This window comes from Thaumasiovibrio clandestinus, from assembly GCF_047250365.1.
Lineage (GTDB): Bacteria > Pseudomonadota > Gammaproteobacteria > Enterobacterales > Vibrionaceae > Thaumasiovibrio.
The window spans coordinates 188680-211503 of sequence record NZ_JBLBVL010000003.1 but is presented as its reverse complement, the minus strand read 5'-3'; the positions used below and the strand labels follow the sequence as shown (position 1 = coordinate 211503).

Below are 22824 nucleotides of genomic sequence, written 5' to 3'. Positions count from 1 at the left end.
GATGGCCATGTGAATTTGGGAGAAGTATCACTCATTGCTTTTATTGGCGTTTTCATCAATAGCTTAACTGCCGTATACTGCCAACATTAGAATTGATCATGGATAGAACAAAAAAGTATTATGATTAGAGCCTACGCTAAGTTTTCTCACACTTATCCCAAAATACACCAACTTTTACTATTGCTATGCTTATTCATTTTTATATTTAGTGCCTATCTGTTATTGGCACACAACAACTTATCATTTGGGTTTGGGCTGATTAGCATGGTGTTACCACTGACGCTATTCGCAAAAGCATCAGACTATAAAAAGAAATATATCAATTAGATACAACCAGACTCATCGGCTTGTCTTTTTATCGAGGAGGTTATGCAGCCTAGTAGATAAAAAGTCAGCACCTAATGGTTACTGACTCAGTCTAAGTCTTTCCAATGTTAAGGTCGACGTTATGTCAAATTACGCCATTTCTGACTGGTTAAACTTCATCTCATTGACCTCAATCACTTTCAATTGCGCTTCTTCCAGTGCCTCCTCGGCTTTATCCGCTCTCCCATTTGCCATTGATAGAGCATTATTGGATGCTTTGAGTGTCGCCTCAGCCGCTGCTAGCTTCGACTTCAACGCTTCAATCTCAGCTTGTTTAGTCTCGAGTTTTGATTCTTGTGCCTGCAACTGAATCTGCTTCAGTTTTTGATATTCCGTCTGCAAAGACGTCAGCTGACGCTGATGTTGCTCAGATAAATATTTATATTGCTGATTTTGCGCATCACTACTTGATTCGAGTTCGCCTTCTAATTGCTCTATTCGTTTTTGCTGCTCCGACACAGAATTGGACATAACGACGCAATTAACCTCTGCTTTTTTACGTTGCTCCTCTTCATTGGCTAACTGGTTGGTCAACTCAGTGACTTCTTGCTCCAATGCGCTATTTTTTACTTTAGCCATTTCAACTGCGCGCTGCAATTCAGCGTTTGCATTGGCATATTGGGACACTCTTTGTTGGTGAAGCTCTCGTACTTTTTCTGCTTCCTGAACCTTCTCAGCAAGGTGATGTTGTAACTGACTACCAAATAATGCGGCGAGCTGCGAACTCGTTTGATTCAATACCTCATCAATCAATTTCGCACACACTTCCTGCTGACTATCGGCTGTCTCATTGTCTTGTTTCTGCTGTAGTTGTTCAAGCAGCTGTCGTGCTTGGTCAACCTCGCCACCCACGACATGAACCAAGTCTTCGGCGGAAATAGCTCCTAACGGCTTGCCTTGCTCTAGCCACTGTTGCAACTGTCGCTCAAACGCTTCTGACATATCGTTTTTTTTTGTTCGTGTTTTACCCTTGAGTGGTAATGAAATCTTCATTCTCGATCCCTAGCCATAAATACTAAAAGCTACACTGCCCACCTACACCCAACAAATGACGCCATCAATTTTGCGACCAATAAAACAGCCCCTTCTGCCAAGCATCACCCGTTGCAAAATTAATTTCCACTTGAACAGCAAAATATCTCCACGTAAAAGTGGTTTCTATCGATAACCCAGCAAGCGATATTGATGCCTACACTGCTATCTCATATACAAGTCACTGCCATTATTGCCAAGCTAGCTATTCCTGCCTAGGTTAAATGATAACGTTATTAGTTTAGGAGTTATGATGGAATTGCTCACATCTCAGCGCTGCTTCAATGGCGAGCAACGTCGCTATCAACATCACTCTGTCATGTTGAATTGTATGATGACCGTTTCCGTTTTTCTTCCTGAAAAAGCCAGTGATGAACAACGTGTACCTGTTGTGTATTGGCTATCTGGCCTCACCTGCACCGACGAAAACTTTTCTCAAAAAGCCGGAGCACAGCGTATTGCAAACGAGCTGGGAATAGCATTGGCAATACCAGACACCAGTCCTCGAGGCGACGGAATCGATGATGTAAATGATTACGACCTTGGCCAAGGCGCTAGCTTTTATGTTAATGCGACCCACCCGCCTTGGGATAAACACTACCAAATGTATGATTACATCGTTGAAGAACTGCCTATGCTCATAGAACAATTTTTGCCCGTTAATCAGCGACGCAGTATCTGTGGTCATTCAATGGGGGGACATGGTGCACTTACGATTGGATTAAGGAACCCACATCGTTATCAATCTGTGTCTGCTTTCAGTCCAATATGCAACCCAAGTAGCAGCCCTTGGGGAAAGAAAGCATTCACTCACTACTTAGGCAACGATGAAAAGCAGTGGCACCAGTACGACGCTTCACTGCTGATAGACTCTCAGCAAGCCCTATTACCTATTTTGATCGACCAAGGTGATCAGGATGAATACCTAACGACACAGCTATTGCCGAATAAGCTCTTGATTCAAGCCAAACAGCGCTCGGCGCTAACATTTCGTATGCAACATGGTTACGACCATAGCTACTTCTTTATCGCAACATTCATTGAAGAGCATCTGCGTTATCATGCAAGGTTCTTGAACACCTAATCAAAGGTTAATCCCTTGGGATAAATTGGGTTATTTCTCCACTCTGTACAAGGTAACAATCCATACCCGCCGCCTTGGCAGCCTGAGCCCCTAGCCAAGTATCCTCAAAAACGACACAAGCACTCGGTACTAACCCCATCTCTGTCGCTGCTTTAATAAACGTTTCTGGGTGAGGTTTATGCTCTTTAACATCATTCGCGGTAACAATCGCATTAAAGTAATGCATCAGATTATGGCTTTCTAACAATTCTTCAGCATGCTTACGTTGGCTGCCTGTTCCTATCGCTATAGGCTTTTGTTCAGCGTAATGCAGTAGCACTTCATAAGTGGCAGGGATCAACTCGCCTTTGTTTTCAATTGCCTCATAAAATGCGACCTTGCTTTGTATCAGCAAATCAAGAGGAACAGTAACAGACAAGTCCACTTGAATTTTACGTGCTGTTTTATGGGTTGGCGTCCCACCAAGTTGATAAAACCATTCAGGCTCAAACGGAAAGCCATACTTTTCCGCCGTTTTTTCCCATGCCAATAAGTGTGTTGGCATAGAGTCTATTAAGGTGCCGTCCATATCAAAAATGACGCCCTCATACTTATCGAGCTCAATCATTTACGCTCCCTTAAGTTAACCATCAATTATAAATGCTAAGTTCCATTGCATATTTAACTTACCGTACACGAACAAAAAAGCACAGTGATTACTGTGCTTTCCTTATCATGAATACCAGCAAATTAACTACACGACGAACTTTTCGACTTCTTTGGACAAACGCTCGGTCAATGCTGAAATATCTTTCGATGCTTGCAGAGACTGGGTTGATCCTGACGCTGTTTGTTCTGATATTTCATTTATAGACGCAATATTATTGTTCACTTCAGAAGTCACGACCGCTTGCTGCTCCGCCGCTGTTGCAATCTGTAGATTCATCTCTGCAATACGCGCCACTGCTGCTGTGATCTCCTCTAGAGCACTGCCGGCTAGCTGTACTTTTGCAACGCTTTGTTCAGCGAAGTCATTTCCCGTTTCCATTCGGTCAATGGCTTGGGTACATCCCTCTTGCAAACGCTGAATCATCACTTGAATCTCTTGCGTAGAGTCATTGGTGCGTTGTGCCAACGTCCTGACTTCATCAGCAACAACCGCAAAGCCACGCCCATGGCTCCCTGCTCGCGCGGCTTCTATCGCCGCGTTAAGTGCTAACAGATTCGTTTGCTCTGAGATACCACGAATAACATCCAAAATGCCGCCAATATCTTTAGAGTGTTGACCCAATTTATTGATCACCGCTTGCGCACTTCGCATCTCTTCCGCCAAATGCTCAGAACGTTCAACCGCCTCACTGACAATCTGGCCACCCGAGGTCGCGTATTCATCTGACTGCTTCGATGCTTCTGCTGCCAATGCAGCATTTGACGCAACATCATTTACCGTTGCGGTCATCTCTTCAACTGCTGAAGCGATCATATGAATACGTTCTTGCTGGGTAATTACATTTTCACTGGTTTGTTGGCTAACAACACTGCTTTGCTCTGAAGCAACACTTAATTGATGCGCACTATGATTAATCAAGCTCACCGTTTCTTCAAAACGATTTGCAATATTATTCACTGAGTGAGCAATAGTGGTGAACTCATCATTACCACCAATTTCAACACGACTTTTTAAATTGCCATTCGCAATATCTTCAGACGCACGATCTAAACGTTCGATAGCAAAAACAAAACGACGAATCGTAATATAAGCGATAACGACTAGGCCCACAGAGCACAACACCATCACCACCGATAGCATGATGAAGAACTCTCGCGCTAGAGTTCTCGACTCAATATAGCTTTGTTGACCTTCGGCAATGCTAATCTCAATAAAGTTGTTAAGCAGCGTCTGTAGTTGATCAACTTGCGGGTTCAATACCTCTAGTAACTGTTGATTGGCTAAAAAGTAATCCTCTTGCTGTAGGCTAGACAATGTAGGAGTAACGCCAGATTGAAGCACTTGACGCAACACGGTTTCAAAGGCTTGTTTCGCCACCAGCTCTTCTTGCGTCAACTGCACGCTAGACAAAACACCAACAATACGCTCAACTTCAATGACGCTACTATTAACTTGCTGAACATGGTGCGAAAGCGGGTGATCGTGAGCATCCGAGAACGGGCTATCTTCATCATGTTGTAAAGCCAGCAGTAGATGCGATCTAACATGCTCAAGGTTATACGAAATTTTGCTTGCCCCAACAATCTGCGTCATCTCATCTTCTAATAGATGTTCAATAATGTCGCTAGATTGGCGAAGACCACTGATCCCCTCAAAACCCAAAAATCCAATACTACAAACACCGATCAACACGGTGACAATCATACGGTTGGTAATCTTGCTAAACCAACGTGCAACTCTTACAGGGATAGAACTTGAACTACTCATATACTCACTATCTAACATCCATTATTGATAACTCTATAGCGCTCTGACAATTCGCAGAGCATTTAAGGCTACAGAGCGACGTTTAGTCTTAAGGACTAAACAATGGATGTCATTTTATAGTAAAAAAGTATAAAAACGAGAGGTTTATCTATTTTGGGCAATGAAGCTACCTTATTTGTAATTTTCTGTAATACCAGTCACTATCAACGGAATAGCTGACAGTTTTATCTGTTTGAAAACTACCAATGTAGCCATCTAGCTCGACTTGCGTATTCAAATATATATCATCAAAATTCACTTCTTCAGCACACCCTAAATCGGCACCTAAAACCACACCATTTTCTAACCAAGCGCAGTCGTATTGTTGTGTATTCGAGTTATAGTTCTTCTGTTTAGCCAATTCGCTATTACCCTGCACGAAGGTCGCTTCGGACCATACTTCGTCGCTATTCTCATCACTGACGACCACCATACCGCTTCGAACCACACCACCACTAAAGCGCGCTTTATACCAACGACGAGTGGTCAGCTCTTTTCCTTTCACGCGCCCTTCATCTTGAACCCAGGCTTCATTCGAACTTTGTAACAAAGTGTTTGTTTTAAATAAGGCTTGCCCAGATGAATCACGGCTAAACTCGATGTCCGTTAAATCAGCATAACCGCGATAAGGACTGCCATGGCGATAGTACTCATAACGCTCCACACTTGATGTTAAGCGGTAATTGGCCGGCCCACAGGTATAGTGTTTAAGAAAGCCTCTAGATGAGTCATACCCGTTTTCTATACGGGTACTACTAAAATAACGCTGATACACATCAACACGGTAACCCGAGTATTTGTCGGTTGTGCGACGACAATCATTTCCTGATGAAATCTCTATCTGACACCCCGTCAGGGCCACTACCATTAAGAAAGAAATAAAAAAACGCATAATGCTCTCACTACAATCTATTCCCACTAAGTTTACTTCATTTCACCACACTATGTGTCAACACAAGGTGGTTTTGTCGCGCCTTCTCTACCCGCCCTTTTGACTACGTAAAACCACTCACCCTACACCGCAATAAAACCCCAAATGAAGCCGTAAAGTAATAGAATAAATACAACAGCTTACTAGAAAGTGAACTACATTTAGTCGTATAGTTAATGTTAAGCACACATCTTAAATTAATACAGGGATAGCAAATGAAGTACATCGTGCTGGCCATCTTCAGCCTAATGGCACCTTTTATCTCTTATGCAGCAGATAGCGCCGCGCCCATTATTGAAAAACCTGACCATACCGTGATCAGTCATGCGCTATCCATGCACACGGAGCCCAAATATCACGCTGACTTTGACCACTTTAATTACGTTAATCCAGAGGCACCAAAGGGAGGCACTATTAAACTTGCCACCATTGGTACCTTTGACAATTTTAATCGCTATGCCTCTCGGGGTGTCGCCGCCAGCCGCAGTGGTGAGCTTTATGATGCCTTATTTTTGGCATCTGAGGATGAGCTCGGAGTCTACTACCCCCTCATTGCGACCCAAGCCGAGTACAGTGACAGTTGGGATTGGATTGCGGTCGACATCAACCCCTCTGCGCGTTTTCATGATGATATACCTATCACCGCGGATGACTTTGTGTTTAGCTTTGATAAGTTTATGACCGAAGGCGTACCACAGTTTCGAAAGTACTATGAAGATATACGCGTTACAGCCGAACATGCGCATCGACTCATCATCACATTACAAGAGCCCGATAAAGAGAAATTATTCGGCCTACTCACCCTTCCCGTCCTGCCTTCCCATTACTGGGCAGGTAAAGACTTTAGCGAACCCGCCATTACTCCCCCGATTGGCAGTGGAGCATACTACATTGCTGATTATAAGCTCGGGCAACAGGTCACCTATCAGCTCGTTGATAACTACTGGGCAAAAGATCTTCCCGTTAACAAGGGCCGATATAACTTTCAGCAAATCATTTATGACTACTATCGCGATAGCAATGTCGCATTAGAAGCGTTCAAAGCAGGTGAATATGATTTTCGCTCCGAGTCCTCGGCGAAGAACTGGGCCACACTTTATCAAGGACCGCCATTTGAACGTGGCGATATCATCACTGAAACCATCCCACACTCCATTCCGCAAGCCATGTCTGCCTTGGTGTTCAATACCGAACGCACGCTTTTCCAAGATGCCAAAGTCCGCGAGGCACTCGCTTACGCCTTTGATTTTGAATGGATGAATAAAGCCCTCTTTTATGGCCAATACAGCAGAAATAGAAGTTATTTTCAAAGTAGCCCCTATGAGGCTAAAGGGCTGCCAAATGACGCAGAGTTAGATTACCTTGCACCATTTATTGACCAGCTTCCCCCACGCTTATTTACAGAGACGTATAATCCGCCGATATCTGATGGTGATGGGCTGATCAGGAATAACTTGCTCAAAGCGAAATATCTCTTAGAAGACGCTGGATGGGTGATTCAAAATCAGCAACTGGTACATCAGGATACTGGGCAGTATTTTCAATTTGAACTGATGATTTCGACGCCAGATCAAGAGCGTACCGCGCTCCCATTTCAAGCCAATTTACGCCGTCTCGGGATCGATATGCGCATTCGCATGGTTGACTCTGCCCAATTTGTAAACCGTATGCGCAGTCGTGACTACGACATGATCGATCGTGGCTTCAACGCCAACCGTTACCCCGATGGCAGTTTAACCATCGTTTGGCACTCCAATTACATCGATTCAACCTACAACGCAGCAGGCGTACAAGACCCAATTATCGACAGTCTCACCATGACCATTGCCGAGTCGCAAGGTGATGGTGAAGCACTGGCCGCGCTAGGTCCTGCACTCGATCGCGTATTGCAATGGAATTTTTTTGTTATTCCCAAGTGGCACCTGAATGCGTTTTGGGTTGCCTATTGGGACAAGTTTGCTCGGCCATCGCTTCGCGCTGATTATGCGCTCGGGCTCGATACCTGGTGGTCAACGCAAGTTCAATAAGGAGAGCGCATGACAGCTTATATTATTCGCCGTTTGCTGTTGGTCATTCCGACGCTTTGGGCAATCATTACTCTTAACTTTTTTATTATACAAATTGCCCCCGGTGGGCCAGTGGATCAAGCCATTGCACAAATGGAAGGCACGGCTGACGGCTTTAGCGAACGCTTTACCGGATCATCTGGTGATAACCCCAGCCAACAACTGAAATCGCAAGATGATCAGAGCCTTTATCGTGGCTCTCGTGGGCTTGATCCTGAAGTGATCGCTGAAATAGAGAAGCGTTTTGGTTTTGATAAGCCAATGCACGAACGTTACTTTAAGATGCTTTGGGACTATGCACGCTTTGATTTTGGTGACAGCTTATTTAGAGGCAGCAGCGTTATTGACTTAATCAAAGACAGGTTGCCGGTTTCTATCTCGCTCGGTTTATGGACGACGCTAATTATCTATCTGGTCTCCATCCCCTTGGGCATCAGAAAGGCGCTAATGCATAACAGTAAGTTTGATATTTGGACCAGTGCCGCGGTTATCGTAGGCAATGCTATTCCCAGCTTTTTATTTGCCATACTGCTGGTGATTTTGTTTGCTGGTGGATCCTACTTTGACTGGTTCCCTCTACGTGGCCTTGTTTCTGATGATTGGGACACGTTATCGACATTTGGCAAGGTTGTTGACTACCTCTGGCACATGATCCTGCCAGTCACTGCCATGGTTATCGGTGGATTTGCCTCTTTAACACTACTGACAAAAAACAGCTTTTTGGATGAAATCCATAAGCAGTATGTACGAACGGCGCGCGCCAAAGGGCAATCAGAAAAAAGCGTTCTTTACGGTCACGTTTTCCGTAACGCGATGTTGATCATTATCGCGGGTTTTCCGGCGGCCTTTATCGGCATATTTTTTACCGGTTCAATGTTGATTGAAGTTATTTTCTCATTAGAAGGCTTGGGGCTACTCGGTTTTGAAGCAACCATACAAAGGGACTATCCCGTTATCTTTGCAAGCCTCTATATCTTCACCTTACTCGGCCTCGTTCTAAGCATTATCAGCGATTTAACATATACGCTGGTCGACCCTCGTATTGACTTTGAGCACAGATAGGAGCAATTATGACGCCGTTACAACAAGAAAGACTCGCGCGTTTTAAAGCCAACCGCCGTGGTCTGTGGTCGTTCTGGATCTTTAGCGTGCTGTTTGTTCTAAGCCTATTTGCAGAAATATTGGCTAACGACAAACCCATCCTCGTCCGTTATGACAACAGCTTCTATTTCCCTATTTGGGTCTCTTACCCAGAAACGGCTTTTGGGGGGGAATTTGAAACCGAAGCCGTTTACCGCGACCCCTATGTACAAGATCTGATTGATAGTGATGGCTGGCAAATCTGGCCGCCGATTCGCTACTCCTACCAAACCATCAATTATGCGTTACCTGGGCCTGCGCCATTTCGTCCAACCCAAGAAAACTGGCTTGGTACTGATGATAAGGGCCGGGATGTTTTTGCGCGCTTAATTTATGGCTTTAGGGTTTCGGTTCTATTCGGGCTAACCTTGAGCATCTGCTCTAGCATCATTGGTGTGGCCATTGGTGCCGTTCAAGGTTATTACGGGGGGAAAATAGATCTGTTCGGGCAACGATTCATTGAAGTGTGGAGCGGTATGCCACAGCTGTTTATGTTGATCATTCTTGCCAGTGTCGTACAACCCAACTTTTGGTGGCTATTATTGATCACCCTGCTCTTTAGTTGGATGGCCTTAGTCGGGTTGGTCCGGGCTGAGTTTCTTCGTGGCCGTAACTTCGCTTACGTGACGGCAGCCAGAGCATTGGGGGTAAATGATCGCACCATTATGTCGCGCCATATTCTACCTAACGCACTGGTGGCAACGTTAACTTTCATGCCGTTCATTTTGAGTGGCTCTATCACCACACTGACCTCGCTGGACTTCCTTGGCTTTGGTCTCCCTGTTGGGTCCCCTTCTCTTGGTGAATTACTTGCCCAAGGGAAAAACAACCTGCAAGCGCCTTGGCTTGGTCTCTCTGCCTTTTTGGTTCTCTCTATCATGCTAAGTTTGTTGGTCTTTATTGGTGAAGGTGTTCGTGATGCACTTGACCCGCGCCGTGGATATTAAGGAGTCGAAATGTCACACCTTCTCACAATAGAAGAACTCAGTGCCGGATTTAAGAAGGGCGATGAATATAGTGCTGTTATTAACAATGTCTCGCTACATATTGATGCAGGAGAAACGTTGGCACTAGTCGGAGAAAGTGGTAGTGGCAAATCCGTCACTGCCATGTCAATTTTGCGCCTTTTGCCCTCACCACAAGCCCAATACCCTGCAGGGCAGATATTGTTCGATGGTGAAGATACCCTAACAATGTCTGATCGCGACTTGCGCCATCTACGTGGCAATAAAATTGGCGTGATATTCCAAGAGCCAATGATGAGCCTGAACCCCCTGCATACCATAGAGAAACAACTGGCTGAAGTATTAGAAATCCACCAAGGCATGCCTAAGAAAGAGGCCTATCAAAAAGTATTTGACTGGTTGAAAAGGGTCGATATCCGCAATCCAGAAGGAAAAATGAAAGCCTACCCGCATGAGCTTTCCGGCGGAGAGCAGCAAAGGGTGATGATCGCAATGGCGTTGATCAATGAACCCGAGCTACTGATTGCTGACGAACCAACCACTGCTCTTGACGTAACAGTACAAGATCAGATCATTAAATTGATTAAACACCTGCAAAAAGAGATGGGCATGGCCATTTTGTTCATCACACATGACTTTAACGTAGTAAAACGCGTTGCGGATCGCATCGCTGTGATGGAAAACGGCAGTATTGTCGAGACAGCACCCGCTGATACTCTATTTACCGCCCCGAAACACCCTTATACACGTCGCTTGTTAGATGCAGAACCTGACGGGGAAGCCGTGGGGCTTCCTGAGCCACATGACATATTGGTCGTCGATGACCTAAAAGTGTGGTTTCCAATCCAAAAAGGGATATTTAAGCGTACCGTTGATCATTTCAAAGCCGTTGATGGTATCAACTTTACCCTAAGACGCGGAGAGACGTTGGGCATTGTTGGAGAAAGTGGTAGTGGCAAGTCTACGGCTGCCAACGCTATTTTACGTCTCGTCAACAGCAAAGGCACCATCACATTTGATGGCGACCGCATCGACCATTTAGACCGTCAAGCAATGTTGCCCTATCGAAGTAAAATCCAAGTGGTATTTCAAGACCCATTTGGTAGCCTAAGCCCACGCATGTCTGTATCACAAATCATTGGCGAAGGCTTAACCGTCCATCAAGCGCACACAGACGCCGACATTGAAACACTGATTATCAAAGTAATGGAAGAAGTCGGACTGGACCCGACGCTACGCCACCGTTACCCAAATGAATTTTCAGGCGGACAGCGTCAGCGCATCGCTATCGCCAGAGCGATAATCCTGCAACCCGAACTATTGATTTTGGATGAGCCAACGTCCTCCTTAGACCGCTCTGTGCAATATCAAGTGCTGTCATTGTTAAAGCAGCTACAGGAAAAATACCAACTGAGTTATATCTTTATCAGCCATGATCTTAAGGTGGTTCGTTCACTCTGCCATCGCGTTATCGTTATGCGCGAGGGTCACGTCGTCGAGCAAGGTGAAGTAGCGCAAGTCTTTTCGCACGCTGAGACAACGTATACTCAAACGTTATTACGTACCGCTTACGCCTAACAACTAAGCCTTATCTGCGCTAACTTCAACATGGCGAAAACAGTCAGTGGTATGGTCATTTACCATACCGTTGGCCTGCATAAAGGAATAGACTGTCGTCGGACCAAGAAATTTAAATCCGCGCTTCTTTAAGTCTTTGGCCATTCTTTCCGCCAACGGGGTCGTGGTTGGAACCTTATCTAGCGACGGATAGCAGTTATTAATCGGCTTCCCATCAACAAATGCCCACATATATTGAGCAAAACTACCAAACTCTGTTTGTATCGCTATAAATCTCCGTGCATTATTAATTGCAGCTTCTATTTTTGCGCGGTGACGTACAATCCCTGCATCCTGTAATAGCCGCAGCACATCGTCCTCTGTCATTGCTGCCACTTTATCCACCTCGAAAAAATGGAAGGCCTGACGATAATTTTCGCGCTTTTTAAGTATGGTGTACCAACTTAGACCTGCTTGTGCTGACTCTAGCGTTAAAAGTTCAAATAGACGTTGGTCATCATATTCAGGCACTCCCCACTCTTCATCATGGTAAATAACATAATCAGGCTTATTGCAATCAAGCCACCCACAACGATTTAACTGTCTCATTTACACTCCTAACACTTGTCACTTTTTGAAATGAAACTCTGATATTAGACATACCTTCTACATTTCTACACACAAGATAATTGATATGTTTAGCAATGTCTCCTCAACCCGGTACATTACTATGCTAGACCTTTTCTCTGCCTTATGGGATATGAACTACGAGTATTTGCTCAGCGCCAACCAAATTGGCCTGCTTATTCTGTGTTTATTCGGAATTCTCTTACTTGAAAATAGCTTTGTGTTTCTACCTCTTCCGGGAGACAGTTTAGTCATACTCGGAGGTGGGCTTTTTGGACTTGGTGTGATTGGGCCTGAAGTGACGCTCGTCTATTTACCGATAGCCGCTGGACTGGGTGGCCTATTTGCTTATGAGCAGGGTCGCTGGCTTAAGGGCACTCGCTTTATGAAAAAGATAGAGAAAGCCTTACCTGATGACACATTGCCAAAAGCCAAAATGTTATTCGAAAAGCACGGAACATTCGCTATGTTCTTGGCCCGCTTCATTCCCTTCGTTCGCGCCCTCACTCCAATGTTAATGGGTGCGTCCAACGTGAATCGGCAGCGATTTGCCATAGTCAGTTTTCTGAGTGCGTTTTTGTGGGCTGTTTGTTTAGGAATGATTGGCGCGTTTTTTGTCACTACTAACTTATTCGCCAACAATGCTGAATTAGTTACAAAACTGGCTATCACAGTGCCACTACTGCTCTTTATTGGCGCAATTTCAGCGACAGGTTACCGCATTATCAAACAATCTTAATACGCTAAAAAACCGACCACTACCTCATGGTCGGTTGTTAGTTGTTACTGCATATTTAAACGCCGGTGGCATTACCCCACAAATAGACATGTAACTGTGGTAACACTCGCACATTGAACCATTTTTTTGCGATGACTTTATCAACCAGTTGGCGCATTTGCTCAGCCAATTTATCTTGTTCTGGTTCACCCTCTACGTCTAGATTACATGCCTGCAAGTAGAGTGGAAGTTGTGGGTAGTGTTCTCGCATTTGCCCCGCCCACTCAAAGTCTTGATCATCAGCAATCACAATTTTCATGCTGATCTCTGGCCCCTGCTGTGCAGACAATATCACACCATCAAAACGGAGAGCGTCAAAACGCATTTTAGACGAAGGCGGCTTTGGGCTTAACGTTAGATAATCTAACGCCGAAAACCAAGGCGCTGACACACTTCCCTGGGTTTCCATTGCAAACTGATAGCCGCGTTCTTTACCCAGGGCAATTAAGGTTGATAGATCTTGAGTTGCCGGATTACCACCTGATAGGGTAACCAACATTGGTGTATGCTCAGTTAATGCCTCGATACGTGAAAATATTGCCTCTGCACTCATCGGGTGCCACAAATGACGGTTTTTACGCTCAACAGCATGCAAGGTATCACACCAACTACAACGAAAATCACACCCTCCAGTGCGAACAAACACCGTTGGCATGCCAATCAAAGCCCCTTCCCCCTGAATAGTGGGACCAAATATTTCGGATATTTCAATCATGGACGGTATTCTGCCCAAGTTTTTGGCGTTTCAGACACGGCCACCGCACTAATTTCTGGCCAACGCGAGTGACACCACTCGTAAAAGTGCTGGGCTAGACGTTCTGCGGTCGTATTATCTTCGCCAAGAACATCGTTTAAATGGCGGTGATCAATAGCATCGTCAATATAGCATTTGAACTCACTTAACTCGCGGTAATCTCGAACAAAACCGGTTTCGTTTAGCGTATCAGATGCCAGCTCTACGATGACTTCATAGTTATGACCATGTAATCGTGTACACGGGTGCGACTGAGGCAAGCCGTGCAATTGATGCGAAGCTGAAAAAGAAAAGGATTTTTTGATACGGAACATAATGCATTGCTTCCTAATGTAAATAAACAATGCAGCACAATACTCACAGCAACAATCGAATTGATATTAAATCAACCATTGGGTGTTTTTTACCTGGTGCTACGACAGGGCTATAAAAGCGGTGCACAATCTAGCACAATAAATTTGTGCACACCATATACTGCCCCGTGTTCAAAACAAAAAAAGCGAACAATCGCCCGCTTTTCTATCAATGAATCATCCACGTCCACCTACAAGTTCATCAAGTCCTCTAGTAAGTTTTCCGCATCTGAATAAACATAGTCTCTAATACGATCATGCCGATTAATTGAGATATTAGCCTGATGGAACTCCATGCTATGATCTGGGATCAAAATCTCCGAAACATAGCCAATAGCAGTCTCTACATCAGCAAAACTTTTTTTCCCATTGTGGCAGTCAATTTCACACTTAAACATATTCACCTAACCATTAGTACTATTTTTCTTATGTTGTGTAGATATTTATAGCCAGCTCGTCTCCCTTTAGCAACCCCTAGCATTAATAATTACCGCGAATTATTATGACTAACACATCCAATTACAGGAGAATATGCTACGGATTATTACTGCGCCATCACTCATTTGCAATGCCAATGTGATAACCCCATAATTTTACGCAAAAAAAACATCTATGAGAAATCGCTCATTCGACGACTCACTGACCAATACAATAATTTAACCAACAATCCAAAAAAACAAAGACGAAACAACTCAATTACACGCTTGCTACAATGATCACAAAAAAAACTTCTTCATTAACCTTCATTACAAAACCCATAATCTAACTTGCTGTTCCTTCTCAATTTAGTTATTGTGAAACGTGCTGCATACTAAGGGGTAATAAATATGGCTAGAGTAATATTCAACCAAAAAGGTGGCGTGGGAAAATCGAGCATTAGTTGCAACTTAGCGGCTATTTCTGCTCAGTTAGGAAAAAAAACGTTATTAATCGACTTAGATGTACAAGGAAATGCTAGCCATTATTTGGGTTATGACCATGATAGCAATCAAAAGCTGACGATCGCTGATCTACTCAATCAAACCGCTGGCTGGTTCTCAATGGCAACACCCATCATGCACTACCCTCAAGCAACTCAAATAGAGAACCTTTTTCTCATTCCAGCTAGCCCTAAACTCGAAGAAATCGAAAATGAACTCGAGCGACGCTATAAAATATATAAATTGCGCGATGTGATCAGAGAGTTAGAACAAGAGTTCGAGCAAATCTTTATTGATACTCCACCTAATTTTAACTTTTATACCAAGTCTGCGCTTATTGCTAGCAGTAAACTACTTATCCCCTTTGACTGTGATAGTTTTTCCCAGCAAGCGCTCATTACGCTACTCAACAATGTGACCGAGCTGCGAGAAGATCATAACCCCAATCTGATCTTAGAAGGGATTATCGTCAACATGTTTAACGCTCAAGCGAAGCATCCGTCAATAATAGTGGATGAATTGCAGCACCTCAATATTCCGGTACTACAACCCTATATCCCGACTTCAATAAAAATGAAAGAATCCCATTATCAACGTAAGCCCCTGACTCAAAGTGCGCCGAAGCATAAACTAACGCAGGCACTTCATGACATCGCCCAACAATTAGTTTAAAAGTCATACGATGAGTCCGTGAGAGATACACTTAAGTCTGTATCTCTCACACTTCCCACTAGTCTCCACTCTGTCACAAAACCAATAAACCTTAAATTATCAGATACTTATACTGAAAAGGCTTATTACCACCGATTACCGTCACACAGTCTTCAATTTTGTGAAACATTAGTGTCACATTACTTACCTAATCTTAGCCTTGTTCACTTAGATAAGTTCTTGGCAATAACGCCAGACGTTAAAGGATATAATGATGAAAACTAAGGTTATCAGCGCACTAGCACTAGCAGCTTCAATGGCAATTACCCCAGCTATCGCGAACGAAACCATCTCAGTTGTTGGCTCTAGCTCAGTGTCTCCTCTGATGGAAGTCTTCGGTGAAACCTACGCCCAAGCGAACCCAAGCGTATTTGTAGAAGTTCAAGGACCTGGTTCTTCTGCTGGTGTTCGTGCTGCAAATGACGGCTCTGCTGATTTAGGAATGAGCTCTCGTAACTTAAAAGACTCTGAAAAATCAGCTGACCTACAAGAAATCGTTGTGGCACGTGATGGCATCGCTGTCGTTATTCATAACTCTAATTCAGTGAAAGCTTTAGATAAAGCTGACATCACTAAGATCTTCAAAGGCGAAATCACAAACTGGAAAGAAGTCGGTGGCGAAGATAAGCCAATCGTTGCAATCACTCGTGATACCGCATCAGGCACACGTGGTGCTTTTGAAGACATCATGGGCCTAACGAAAAAAATCAAAGATCAAACTGTAAGTGCAATTTCTCCTCGTGCACAAGTTGCTTCTGGCAACGGTCAGCTAAAAACCATGGTAGCAAACAACCCATTCGCTATCGGCTATATCTCGCTAGGTACTGTTGATGACACGCTAACAGCCGTAGAAGTTGACGGTGTTTACCCATCAGTTGAAAGCATCAACGCTGGTGACTACAAAGTACAGCGTCCATTCTTGGTGCTATACAAAAATTCTCTAGTCAATGACTCAGCAAAAAGTTTCATTGACTGGACACTAACGCCTGAAGCTCAAGTTTTAGTTTCAAACAAAGGTTACATCGCTGTTAACTAAATCGCTGTCTATTTTTGACCCGCTCAAGTTTGGGCGGGTTATTTGCCTTTAGGCTTTTGGAGTTACTATGACCATCGCAAGCGATAAGCTGGAACAGTTACGATGCACGACATCTCTAAAGTCGAATGAGAAAATCGACCTCAGAGAGCTCTTCTTCAAGTACCTTTTCCTATCTAGTGCTGCACTAGGTATTATCTCTCTTATTCTTATTGGATACTTTATTTTCCGTGAGGGCTATGCTGCATTTTCTGCCGCAGGCTTTACCGGAATTGTTTTTGGACAAGATTGGCTACCACCTGCACTATTCGGTATTGCCCCAATGATTGTCGCCTCGCTAGTATCAACTGCTGGTGCCGTTATTCTTGGCGTTCCAGTTGGTGTACTAACCGCCATCTTCATTGCTGAAGTTGCCCCAAAAAGACTCGCGAACCTTATCCGCCCCGCTGTTGAGCTACTTGCTGGTATTCCTTCGGTTGTATACGGATTCTTCGGGTTGGTGATTATTGTCCCACTAATCCAGAATATCTTTAATGTCCCAGCAGGTAACACCATTCTTGCCGGAATTATTGTTCTCGCCGTGATGATATTACCTACTGTCATTACCGTCTCCGAGACATCAATTCGCGCCGTTCCTAGTACGTACAAAGAAGGTTCTTTGGCATTAGGTGCATCTCACATGTTTACTATCTTCAAGTTATTAGTGCCCGCAGCTCGCTCTGGCATCATGACTGGCGTTATTTTGGGAATTGCACGTGCGCTGGGAGAGACAATGGCCATCATTATGGTAATGGGTAACTCGCCAGCGATGCCGCAAGGCTTACTTGACTCAGGACGAACGCTGACAGCCAATATTGCGATTGAAATGTCTTACGCAACAGGCCTTCACGCCAGCGCCTTATATGCCACTGGCATTGTGCTATTGGTGTTTATTATGACGCTTAATGGTGCGCTTTTATATCTAAACCGCGAACGTGCGAGATAATGACTATGCTATCAAACTCATTTAGAGATAAATTATCACTGGCCATCATTTGGGGCGCTGCCTCTATTACTGTTGGCTTTCTGTTGTGGGTGGTTTGGTACATTCTGTCCAATGGCTTAGCATATGTTAATTGGCAGTTTATCACTACAAACTACACCTCTATTGGTCAAGAATCTGGCATTTGGCCGATGATTGTTTCAACTATTTATATGGTTGTGGCGTCAATTGGTGTTGCCGCACCTATTGGCATTATGACGGCGATATACTTGACTGAGTATGCCAAAGTTGGCAGTAAAGCCGTTAAGATCATCCGTTTTTGCACCGAGTCGTTGGCGGGTATTCCGTCGATTATCTACGGCCTATTCGGTATGACCTTCTTTGTCGTCGTAATGGGCTTTGGCTACTCCATTCTATCTGGTGCTTTGACGCTGAGTATTTTGATTTTGCCAGTTATTATTCGTACTACCGAAGAAGCGCTTATGGCTGTGCCACAAACGTTTCGTGAAGGCTCCTACGCATTAGGGGCTTCAAAAATCTATACCATCTGGAAGTTAATTTTACCAAGTGCAATGCCAGGTATTGTTACTTCTGTCATCCTTAGTATTGGTCGTGTTATCGGAGAATCCGCACCGGTGTTTATGACCGCAGGTATGGTTGCACGTATTCCCGGCAGTCTATTTGACTCTGGGCGTACGCTAACCGTTCATTTGTACAAGTTAACAACAGAGCTTTACACCGTGCATGAGTGGCATCAAGCCTATGCGACGGCAACAGTGCTTATTGTTGTTGTACTGATGATAAACCTTATTACCAAACTGATTGCGAACCGATTCAATACTGCGACCTACTAAGAGACTTTAACCATGAACAAATTTGATATTGAAAACCTAGACCTATACTACGGCGAAAACCAAGCGCTAAAACATATTTCATTGCCGATTCCATCACAAAAAGTGACCGCCCTAATTGGTCCGTCTGGCTGTGGTAAGTCAACGCTATTGCGATGCCTTAACCGTATGAATGACCTCATCGAAGGGGTGAAAATCTCTGGCAAGCTAACCATGGACAACGAAGATATCTATGGAAATATCGACGTTTCACGCCTACGCATTAAAGTCGGTATGGTATTCCAAAAGCCTAACCCGTTTCCAATGAGTATTTATGACAATATTGCTTATGGCCTGCGTGCCCAAGGTGTAAAAGACAAAAAACACTTAGATGAAGTTGTCGAGAAATCACTGCGCGGTGCGGCACTCTGGGATGAAGTAAAAGACCGCTTGAAATCACATGCATTTGGGCTTTCAGGTGGGCAGCAGCAACGACTATGTATTGCCAGAACCATTGCGATGCAACCAGACGTTATTCTAATGGATGAGCCAACATCGGCCCTCGACCCAATTGCGACCAAGAAAATCGAAGATCTCATGGAAACGCTGAAAAAGGATTTTACGATTGTTATTGTGACCCACTCAATGCAGCAAGCTCGTCGCATCTCAGATCGCACTGCGTTTTTCCTTATGGGTGAGTTAGTCGAACATGACGAAACAGCAAATATCTTTAGTAACCCTCAAGATGAACGTACTCTTGGCTACGTCAATGGTGACTTTGGTTAATTTATTCGTAACGCTTTGCAGTATTGAGCAACATCGCTCTCGCCAGATTATTCCAATAAAAAGATAAGCGATGGTATTTTTGCCCCCTTTCCTAGATTGGGGGCTTTTTTTACATTAGCGGCCTTGCATAATATCGCCGAAGGCTGGCGTACATTAGGGGAACTTACATCCAACATACGAGTCTTAACACTACACCCCAACTAACAAACCAAACTCATGATACCAACCAAGCCAATTATTCTATCTTGCCTTATTGCACTCGGTGGCTGTACAACAACCACGATGACTCCCAGCGTGTCTGAGGCTGATCTCTTGCATCATAACTGGAAGCTCGTTGAGATTGATGGTGAAGTCGTTAACGCCTCTCACCAGCTCAATCACCCCCACTTAGAAATTGGCGAAGCAATGAACAGCAATGGCTTCAGCGGTTGCAACAACTTCATGGGTAAAGCAGAGCTCGTCGATGACAAGTTCAGGATTGAGCAACTACTCTCAACAAAAAAAGCTTGTGCAGAAAGCATGATGCAAACAGAAAGCAAGATGTTGAAAACGTTAGGCTCGTGGAGTGAGATTATAATTAATGATCAATTATTACAACTTAAGGGAGAGCATTCTGTTACGTTTGAGCTCAGTGACTGGAAGCTTTAAAAATCGACACGACACTAAACTTTTTTAAGTAATTACAATGTGAAATTGTTATGACATGACCCTAGTCGCAAAGTTATCAATAGGTCATGAAATTGTCGGCCTTTTGCCTTAGTATCTGTGCACAAAGTGCGAACTAACTAACAGTGATGATCATGCGAAGTGCGACTCAACTCCCTGGGCAGCGAGACAACCTGTTTTACGACCCGTTTAAAAAGTGGCCGACTATTTTTCATTTTTCAGTTTTCACCTGTGCGACAGTTAGCTTTATATTCTATAACCTCGATCTTTCCCGCTTTCTTACACTTAGTACGATAGAGTTTATTTTCACTACTTGGTTAACGCTACAAATGGTATTACTACTGTGGGGCAGTATACTTAAACTCCGCGCACGAAACATATGGTATAGAAATTATCATATAGGCAAAAGCCTACTTACCCTTCTCTGTTTTATTGCACTAAACCTCTTATCATTTAATGTTTATCATTAGCCTAATAAAGACAACGGCCTCCTAGCTTTAGCTAGTCAAATGAGTATAAAATACCCATTGCAAGCACGCATCATCTCAGCAAAGCATGTAAAGAGATCTTCTTTGCTTTTTTAACGCTAAGGATACGGTATGCGCTCAAAAAAACTCACTCTCCTAATTACACTGATATTGCTCTTTCTTCTTTGGTTAACATTTGATCTAGGTAGCTTATTCACTCTAGAAAATGCCAAGCTACAACAAAACAATTTACATCACTTTATTACTGATAAACCCATTATTTCCGGGCTTAGTTTCTTTGTTGTCTATATTATCATTACAGCCTTATCGTTACCTGGTGCAGTAATCCTAACACTGTTAGGTGGTGCACTGTTTGGGTTTGGTTGGGGGTTAGTTATCGTCTCCTTCGCGAGTACCATAGGTGCCACCATCGCTTTTCTATTTAGTCGTTTTCTTCTGCGCGACTGGGTGCAAAACCGTTTTGGCGATCGCCTTGATACAATCAATGCCGGAATAGAAAAAGAAGGCACTTTCTATCTATTTACGCTACGGCTCATCCCCATCTTTCCCTTTTTCATTGTTAACCTGGTGATGGGATTAACCCCTTTTAAGGTCCGTGACTTTTACTGGGTTAGTCAAATCGGTATGCTGGCTGGAACGGCGGTCTATGTTAATGCTGGTATCCAACTGGCAGAAATCGATTCCTTGTCTGGCATATTGTCTCTTCCCCTCCTCGCCTCCTTTGCTCTACTCGGCATATTCCCATTAATCGCCAAACGGGTTATCTCTATGCTTAAAACCAAAAAGGTTTATGCCGAATGGACGAAACCGGCGCAATATGACACCAATATCGTTGTCATTGGGGCAGGTTCAGGCGGTCTCGTTTCTGCCTATATTGCTGCAGCAGTCAAAGCTAAGGTTACACTGATTGAAAAGCATCGCATGGGTGGGGATTGTTTGAATACCGGCTGTGTCCCGTCAAAAGCCCTTATTCGCTCCGCACACGCTTTTAGGGCGTGCCAAGAGGCCAAACAGTTTGGCATAAATAACGCAAACATTAGTGTTGATTTTGCAGCAATCATGTCTCGTATACAGCAAGTAATAACAAAAATTGAGCCTCACGACTCAGTCGACCGCTATCGCGGTCTTGGCGTTGACTGCATTCAAGGGGAGGCAACGATACTCTCACCTTGGGAAGTCGAGGTAAACAACCAACGCATAATCAGCAAGAACATTATTATTGCAACAGGAGCCAAACCCTTAGTACCACCTATTCCAGGACTGGATACCATCGACTACCTAACCTCAGACACAGTATGGGGGTTACGCCAACAACCTCAGCGTTTGTTAGTGTTAGGTGGCGGCCCTATTGGGTGCGAACTAGCGCAGAGTTTTAGCCTCTTAGGCTCAGACGTAACATTGGTTGAAATGGCAGAACAGATTCTGATCCGAGAAGATCCAGAAGCCGCTGCATTAGTCGCGAAGCAAATGCAAAAGGATAGCGTTCAATTACTTACCAACCATAAAGCCAGTCGGTTTGGTCATGATGATAAAGGGCAATTTGTTGAGTTAAATCACAATGGCAACACCCGTATCATCTACTTTGATAACGTTCTGCTCGCATTGGGCCGTTCAGCCAATGTGGATGGCATTGGGTTAGAAAAGCTTGGGATTGAACTCACAGACAGAAAGACCATTATGGTAAATGACTACCTACAAACGAAGTACCCCAACATTTATGCGGTCGGAGACGTGTGTGGTCCTTATCAATTTACGCATGCCGCCGCTCATCAAGCCTGGTATGCCGCAGTAAACGGATTATTCGGTGCGCTAAAAAAATTCAAAGTGGACTATCGTGTGATGCCTGCTGCCACCTATACCACACCTGAACTCGCCAGTGTGGGGATCAGCATACAACAAGCAAAGGAGCGGGGCATTGAGGTTGATGTCATCTGTTTTGATCTTGATGATCTCGACCGAGCTATTACCGATGGTGAAGATGTTGGCTTTATAAAAGTGATAACACCAAAAGGAAAAGACAAAATCCTCGGGGTCACCATTGTTGGGCATCGCGCTGGAGAGTTGCTTGCTGAGTTTACTCTCGCGATGACACATGGGCTTGGGCTCAATAAAATATTAAGTACTATCCATCCCTACCCGACCATGAGTGAGGCGGTAAAATATACGGCTGGCGCATGGAAAAAAGCCAATGCACCGCAAGGCGTATTAAGGTATTTAAAACGCTACCATGCATGGCGACGAAGTTAGGTTATCCGTCAATTCCTTATACCAATAAGGCAACAGCATATAGTGCATATTAT

21 protein-coding genes are annotated in these 22824 nt (G+C 44.1%); 13 read left to right on the top strand and 8 right to left on the bottom strand.

Translation table 11 applies throughout. The features are described from left to right. Positions 1–456 precede the first annotated feature (456 nt). Entirely contained in the window at positions 457–1359 is a 903-nt protein-coding gene (locus ACKLNH_RS06550; protein ID WP_413111451.1) for a hypothetical protein, read from the bottom strand. A gap of 289 nt (positions 1360–1648) precedes the next feature. Here ACKLNH_RS06550 and fghA point away from each other — a divergent pair, with 289 nt between their 5' ends. Then, positions 1649–2482 carry an S-formylglutathione hydrolase gene (gene fghA / locus ACKLNH_RS06545; protein ID WP_413111450.1) on the top strand — a complete coding sequence of 278 codons (834 nt, stop codon included), beginning with the start codon at positions 1649–1651 and terminating at the stop codon, positions 2480–2482. A gap of 7 nt (positions 2483–2489) precedes the next feature. Here the strand turns inward: fghA and ACKLNH_RS06540 are convergent, their stop codons facing one another. From ACKLNH_RS06540 to ACKLNH_RS06530, 3 genes are all read right to left on the bottom strand, one after another. Next, positions 2490–3089, bottom strand: coding sequence for a beta-phosphoglucomutase family hydrolase (locus tag ACKLNH_RS06540; RefSeq protein ID WP_413111449.1), 600 nt, complete (start codon positions 3087–3089; stop codon positions 2490–2492). Between the two features lie 126 nt (positions 3090–3215). Then, complete coding sequence (locus tag ACKLNH_RS06535) at positions 3216–4898, bottom strand: methyl-accepting chemotaxis protein (RefSeq protein ID WP_413111448.1); 1683 nt, start codon at positions 4896–4898, stop codon at positions 3216–3218. Between the two features lie 166 nt (positions 4899–5064). Beyond that, positions 5065–5829, bottom strand: a complete 765-nt coding sequence (locus ACKLNH_RS06530) for a hypothetical protein (RefSeq protein WP_413111447.1) — start codon at positions 5827–5829, stop codon at positions 5065–5067. Positions 5830–6083: 254 nt separating this feature from the next. On the opposite strand from ACKLNH_RS06530, the gene ACKLNH_RS06525 reads away from it, so the two are divergent. Genes ACKLNH_RS06525 through ACKLNH_RS06510 form a run of 4 tightly spaced genes read left to right on the top strand, consistent with a single transcriptional unit; the run spans position 6084 to position 11617 of the window. After that, entirely contained in the window at positions 6084–7895 is a 1812-nt protein-coding gene (locus ACKLNH_RS06525) for an extracellular solute-binding protein (RefSeq protein ID WP_413111446.1), read from the top strand. 9 nt (positions 7896–7904) lie between these two features. Beyond that, the gene (locus ACKLNH_RS06520) at positions 7905–8996 is read left to right on the top strand and encodes a microcin C ABC transporter permease YejB (protein WP_413111445.1); all 1092 of its coding nucleotides are present in this window, start codon (positions 7905–7907) and stop codon (positions 8994–8996) included. An 8-nt stretch (positions 8997–9004) separates the two neighbouring features. Further along, entirely contained in the window at positions 9005–10021 is a 1017-nt protein-coding gene (locus ACKLNH_RS06515; protein ID WP_413111444.1) for an ABC transporter permease, read from the top strand. A gap of 9 nt (positions 10022–10030) precedes the next feature. Further along, on the top strand, positions 10031–11617 hold the full coding sequence (locus ACKLNH_RS06510; RefSeq protein WP_413111443.1) for an ABC transporter ATP-binding protein: 1587 nt from the start codon (positions 10031–10033) through the stop codon (positions 11615–11617). Between the two features lie 3 nt (positions 11618–11620). Here ACKLNH_RS06510 and ACKLNH_RS06505 read toward each other — a convergent pair whose 3' ends face one another. Beyond that, positions 11621–12205, bottom strand: coding sequence for a DNA-3-methyladenine glycosylase I (locus ACKLNH_RS06505; RefSeq protein WP_413111442.1), 585 nt, complete (start codon positions 12203–12205; stop codon positions 11621–11623). A gap of 85 nt (positions 12206–12290) precedes the next feature. Between ACKLNH_RS06505 and ACKLNH_RS06500 the strand changes: the two genes are divergently transcribed. Further along, a complete protein-coding gene (locus ACKLNH_RS06500; RefSeq protein ID WP_413111441.1) occupies positions 12291–12962 on the top strand; it encodes a DedA family protein in 672 nt (223 codons plus the stop codon). Between the two features lie 55 nt (positions 12963–13017). Here the strand turns inward: ACKLNH_RS06500 and queE are convergent, their stop codons facing one another. The 3 genes from queE to ACKLNH_RS06485 form a co-directional block, all read right to left on the bottom strand. After that, complete coding sequence (gene queE, locus ACKLNH_RS06495; protein WP_413111440.1) at positions 13018–13716, bottom strand: 7-carboxy-7-deazaguanine synthase QueE; 699 nt, start codon at positions 13714–13716, stop codon at positions 13018–13020. Next, positions 13713–14069 carry a 6-carboxytetrahydropterin synthase QueD gene (queD, locus tag ACKLNH_RS06490; RefSeq protein WP_413111439.1) on the bottom strand — a complete coding sequence of 119 codons (357 nt, stop codon included), beginning with the start codon at positions 14067–14069 and terminating at the stop codon, positions 13713–13715. Before queD ends, queE begins: the two co-directional genes overlap by 4 nt. Before the next feature lie 230 nt (positions 14070–14299). Then, the gene (locus ACKLNH_RS06485; protein WP_413111438.1) at positions 14300–14506 is read right to left on the bottom strand and encodes a hypothetical protein; all 207 of its coding nucleotides are present in this window, start codon (positions 14504–14506) and stop codon (positions 14300–14302) included. A gap of 429 nt (positions 14507–14935) precedes the next feature. Here ACKLNH_RS06485 and ACKLNH_RS06480 point away from each other — a divergent pair, with 429 nt between their 5' ends. The 7 genes from ACKLNH_RS06480 (at position 14936) to lpdA (ending at position 22771) form a co-directional block, all read left to right on the top strand. Next, on the top strand, positions 14936–15700 hold the full coding sequence (locus ACKLNH_RS06480; RefSeq protein ID WP_413111437.1) for a ParA family protein: 765 nt from the start codon (positions 14936–14938) through the stop codon (positions 15698–15700). A 253-nt stretch (positions 15701–15953) separates the two neighbouring features. After that, positions 15954–16775: a phosphate ABC transporter substrate-binding protein gene (locus ACKLNH_RS06475; RefSeq protein ID WP_413111662.1), complete on the top strand. Its 822-nt coding sequence runs from the start codon at positions 15954–15956 to the stop codon at positions 16773–16775. A 67-nt stretch (positions 16776–16842) separates the two neighbouring features. Continuing rightward, complete coding sequence (gene pstC, locus ACKLNH_RS06470) at positions 16843–17757, top strand: phosphate ABC transporter permease subunit PstC (RefSeq protein WP_413111436.1); 915 nt, start codon at positions 16843–16845, stop codon at positions 17755–17757. Next, positions 17757–18608 carry a phosphate ABC transporter permease PstA gene (gene pstA, locus ACKLNH_RS06465; RefSeq protein WP_413111435.1) on the top strand — a complete coding sequence of 284 codons (852 nt, stop codon included), beginning with the start codon at positions 17757–17759 and terminating at the stop codon, positions 18606–18608. The genes pstC and pstA overlap by 1 nt, the downstream gene beginning before the upstream one ends. Before the next feature lie 12 nt (positions 18609–18620). Then, the gene (gene pstB / locus ACKLNH_RS06460) at positions 18621–19370 is read left to right on the top strand and encodes a phosphate ABC transporter ATP-binding protein PstB (protein WP_413111434.1); all 750 of its coding nucleotides are present in this window, start codon (positions 18621–18623) and stop codon (positions 19368–19370) included. A 216-nt stretch (positions 19371–19586) separates the two neighbouring features. After that, positions 19587–20018 carry an META domain-containing protein gene (locus ACKLNH_RS06455; RefSeq protein ID WP_413111433.1) on the top strand — a complete coding sequence of 144 codons (432 nt, stop codon included), beginning with the start codon at positions 19587–19589 and terminating at the stop codon, positions 20016–20018. Between the two features lie 617 nt (positions 20019–20635). Continuing rightward, a complete protein-coding gene (lpdA, locus tag ACKLNH_RS06450; protein ID WP_413111432.1) occupies positions 20636–22771 on the top strand; it encodes a dihydrolipoyl dehydrogenase in 2136 nt (711 codons plus the stop codon). The last annotated feature ends 53 nt before the right edge of the window (positions 22772–22824 follow it).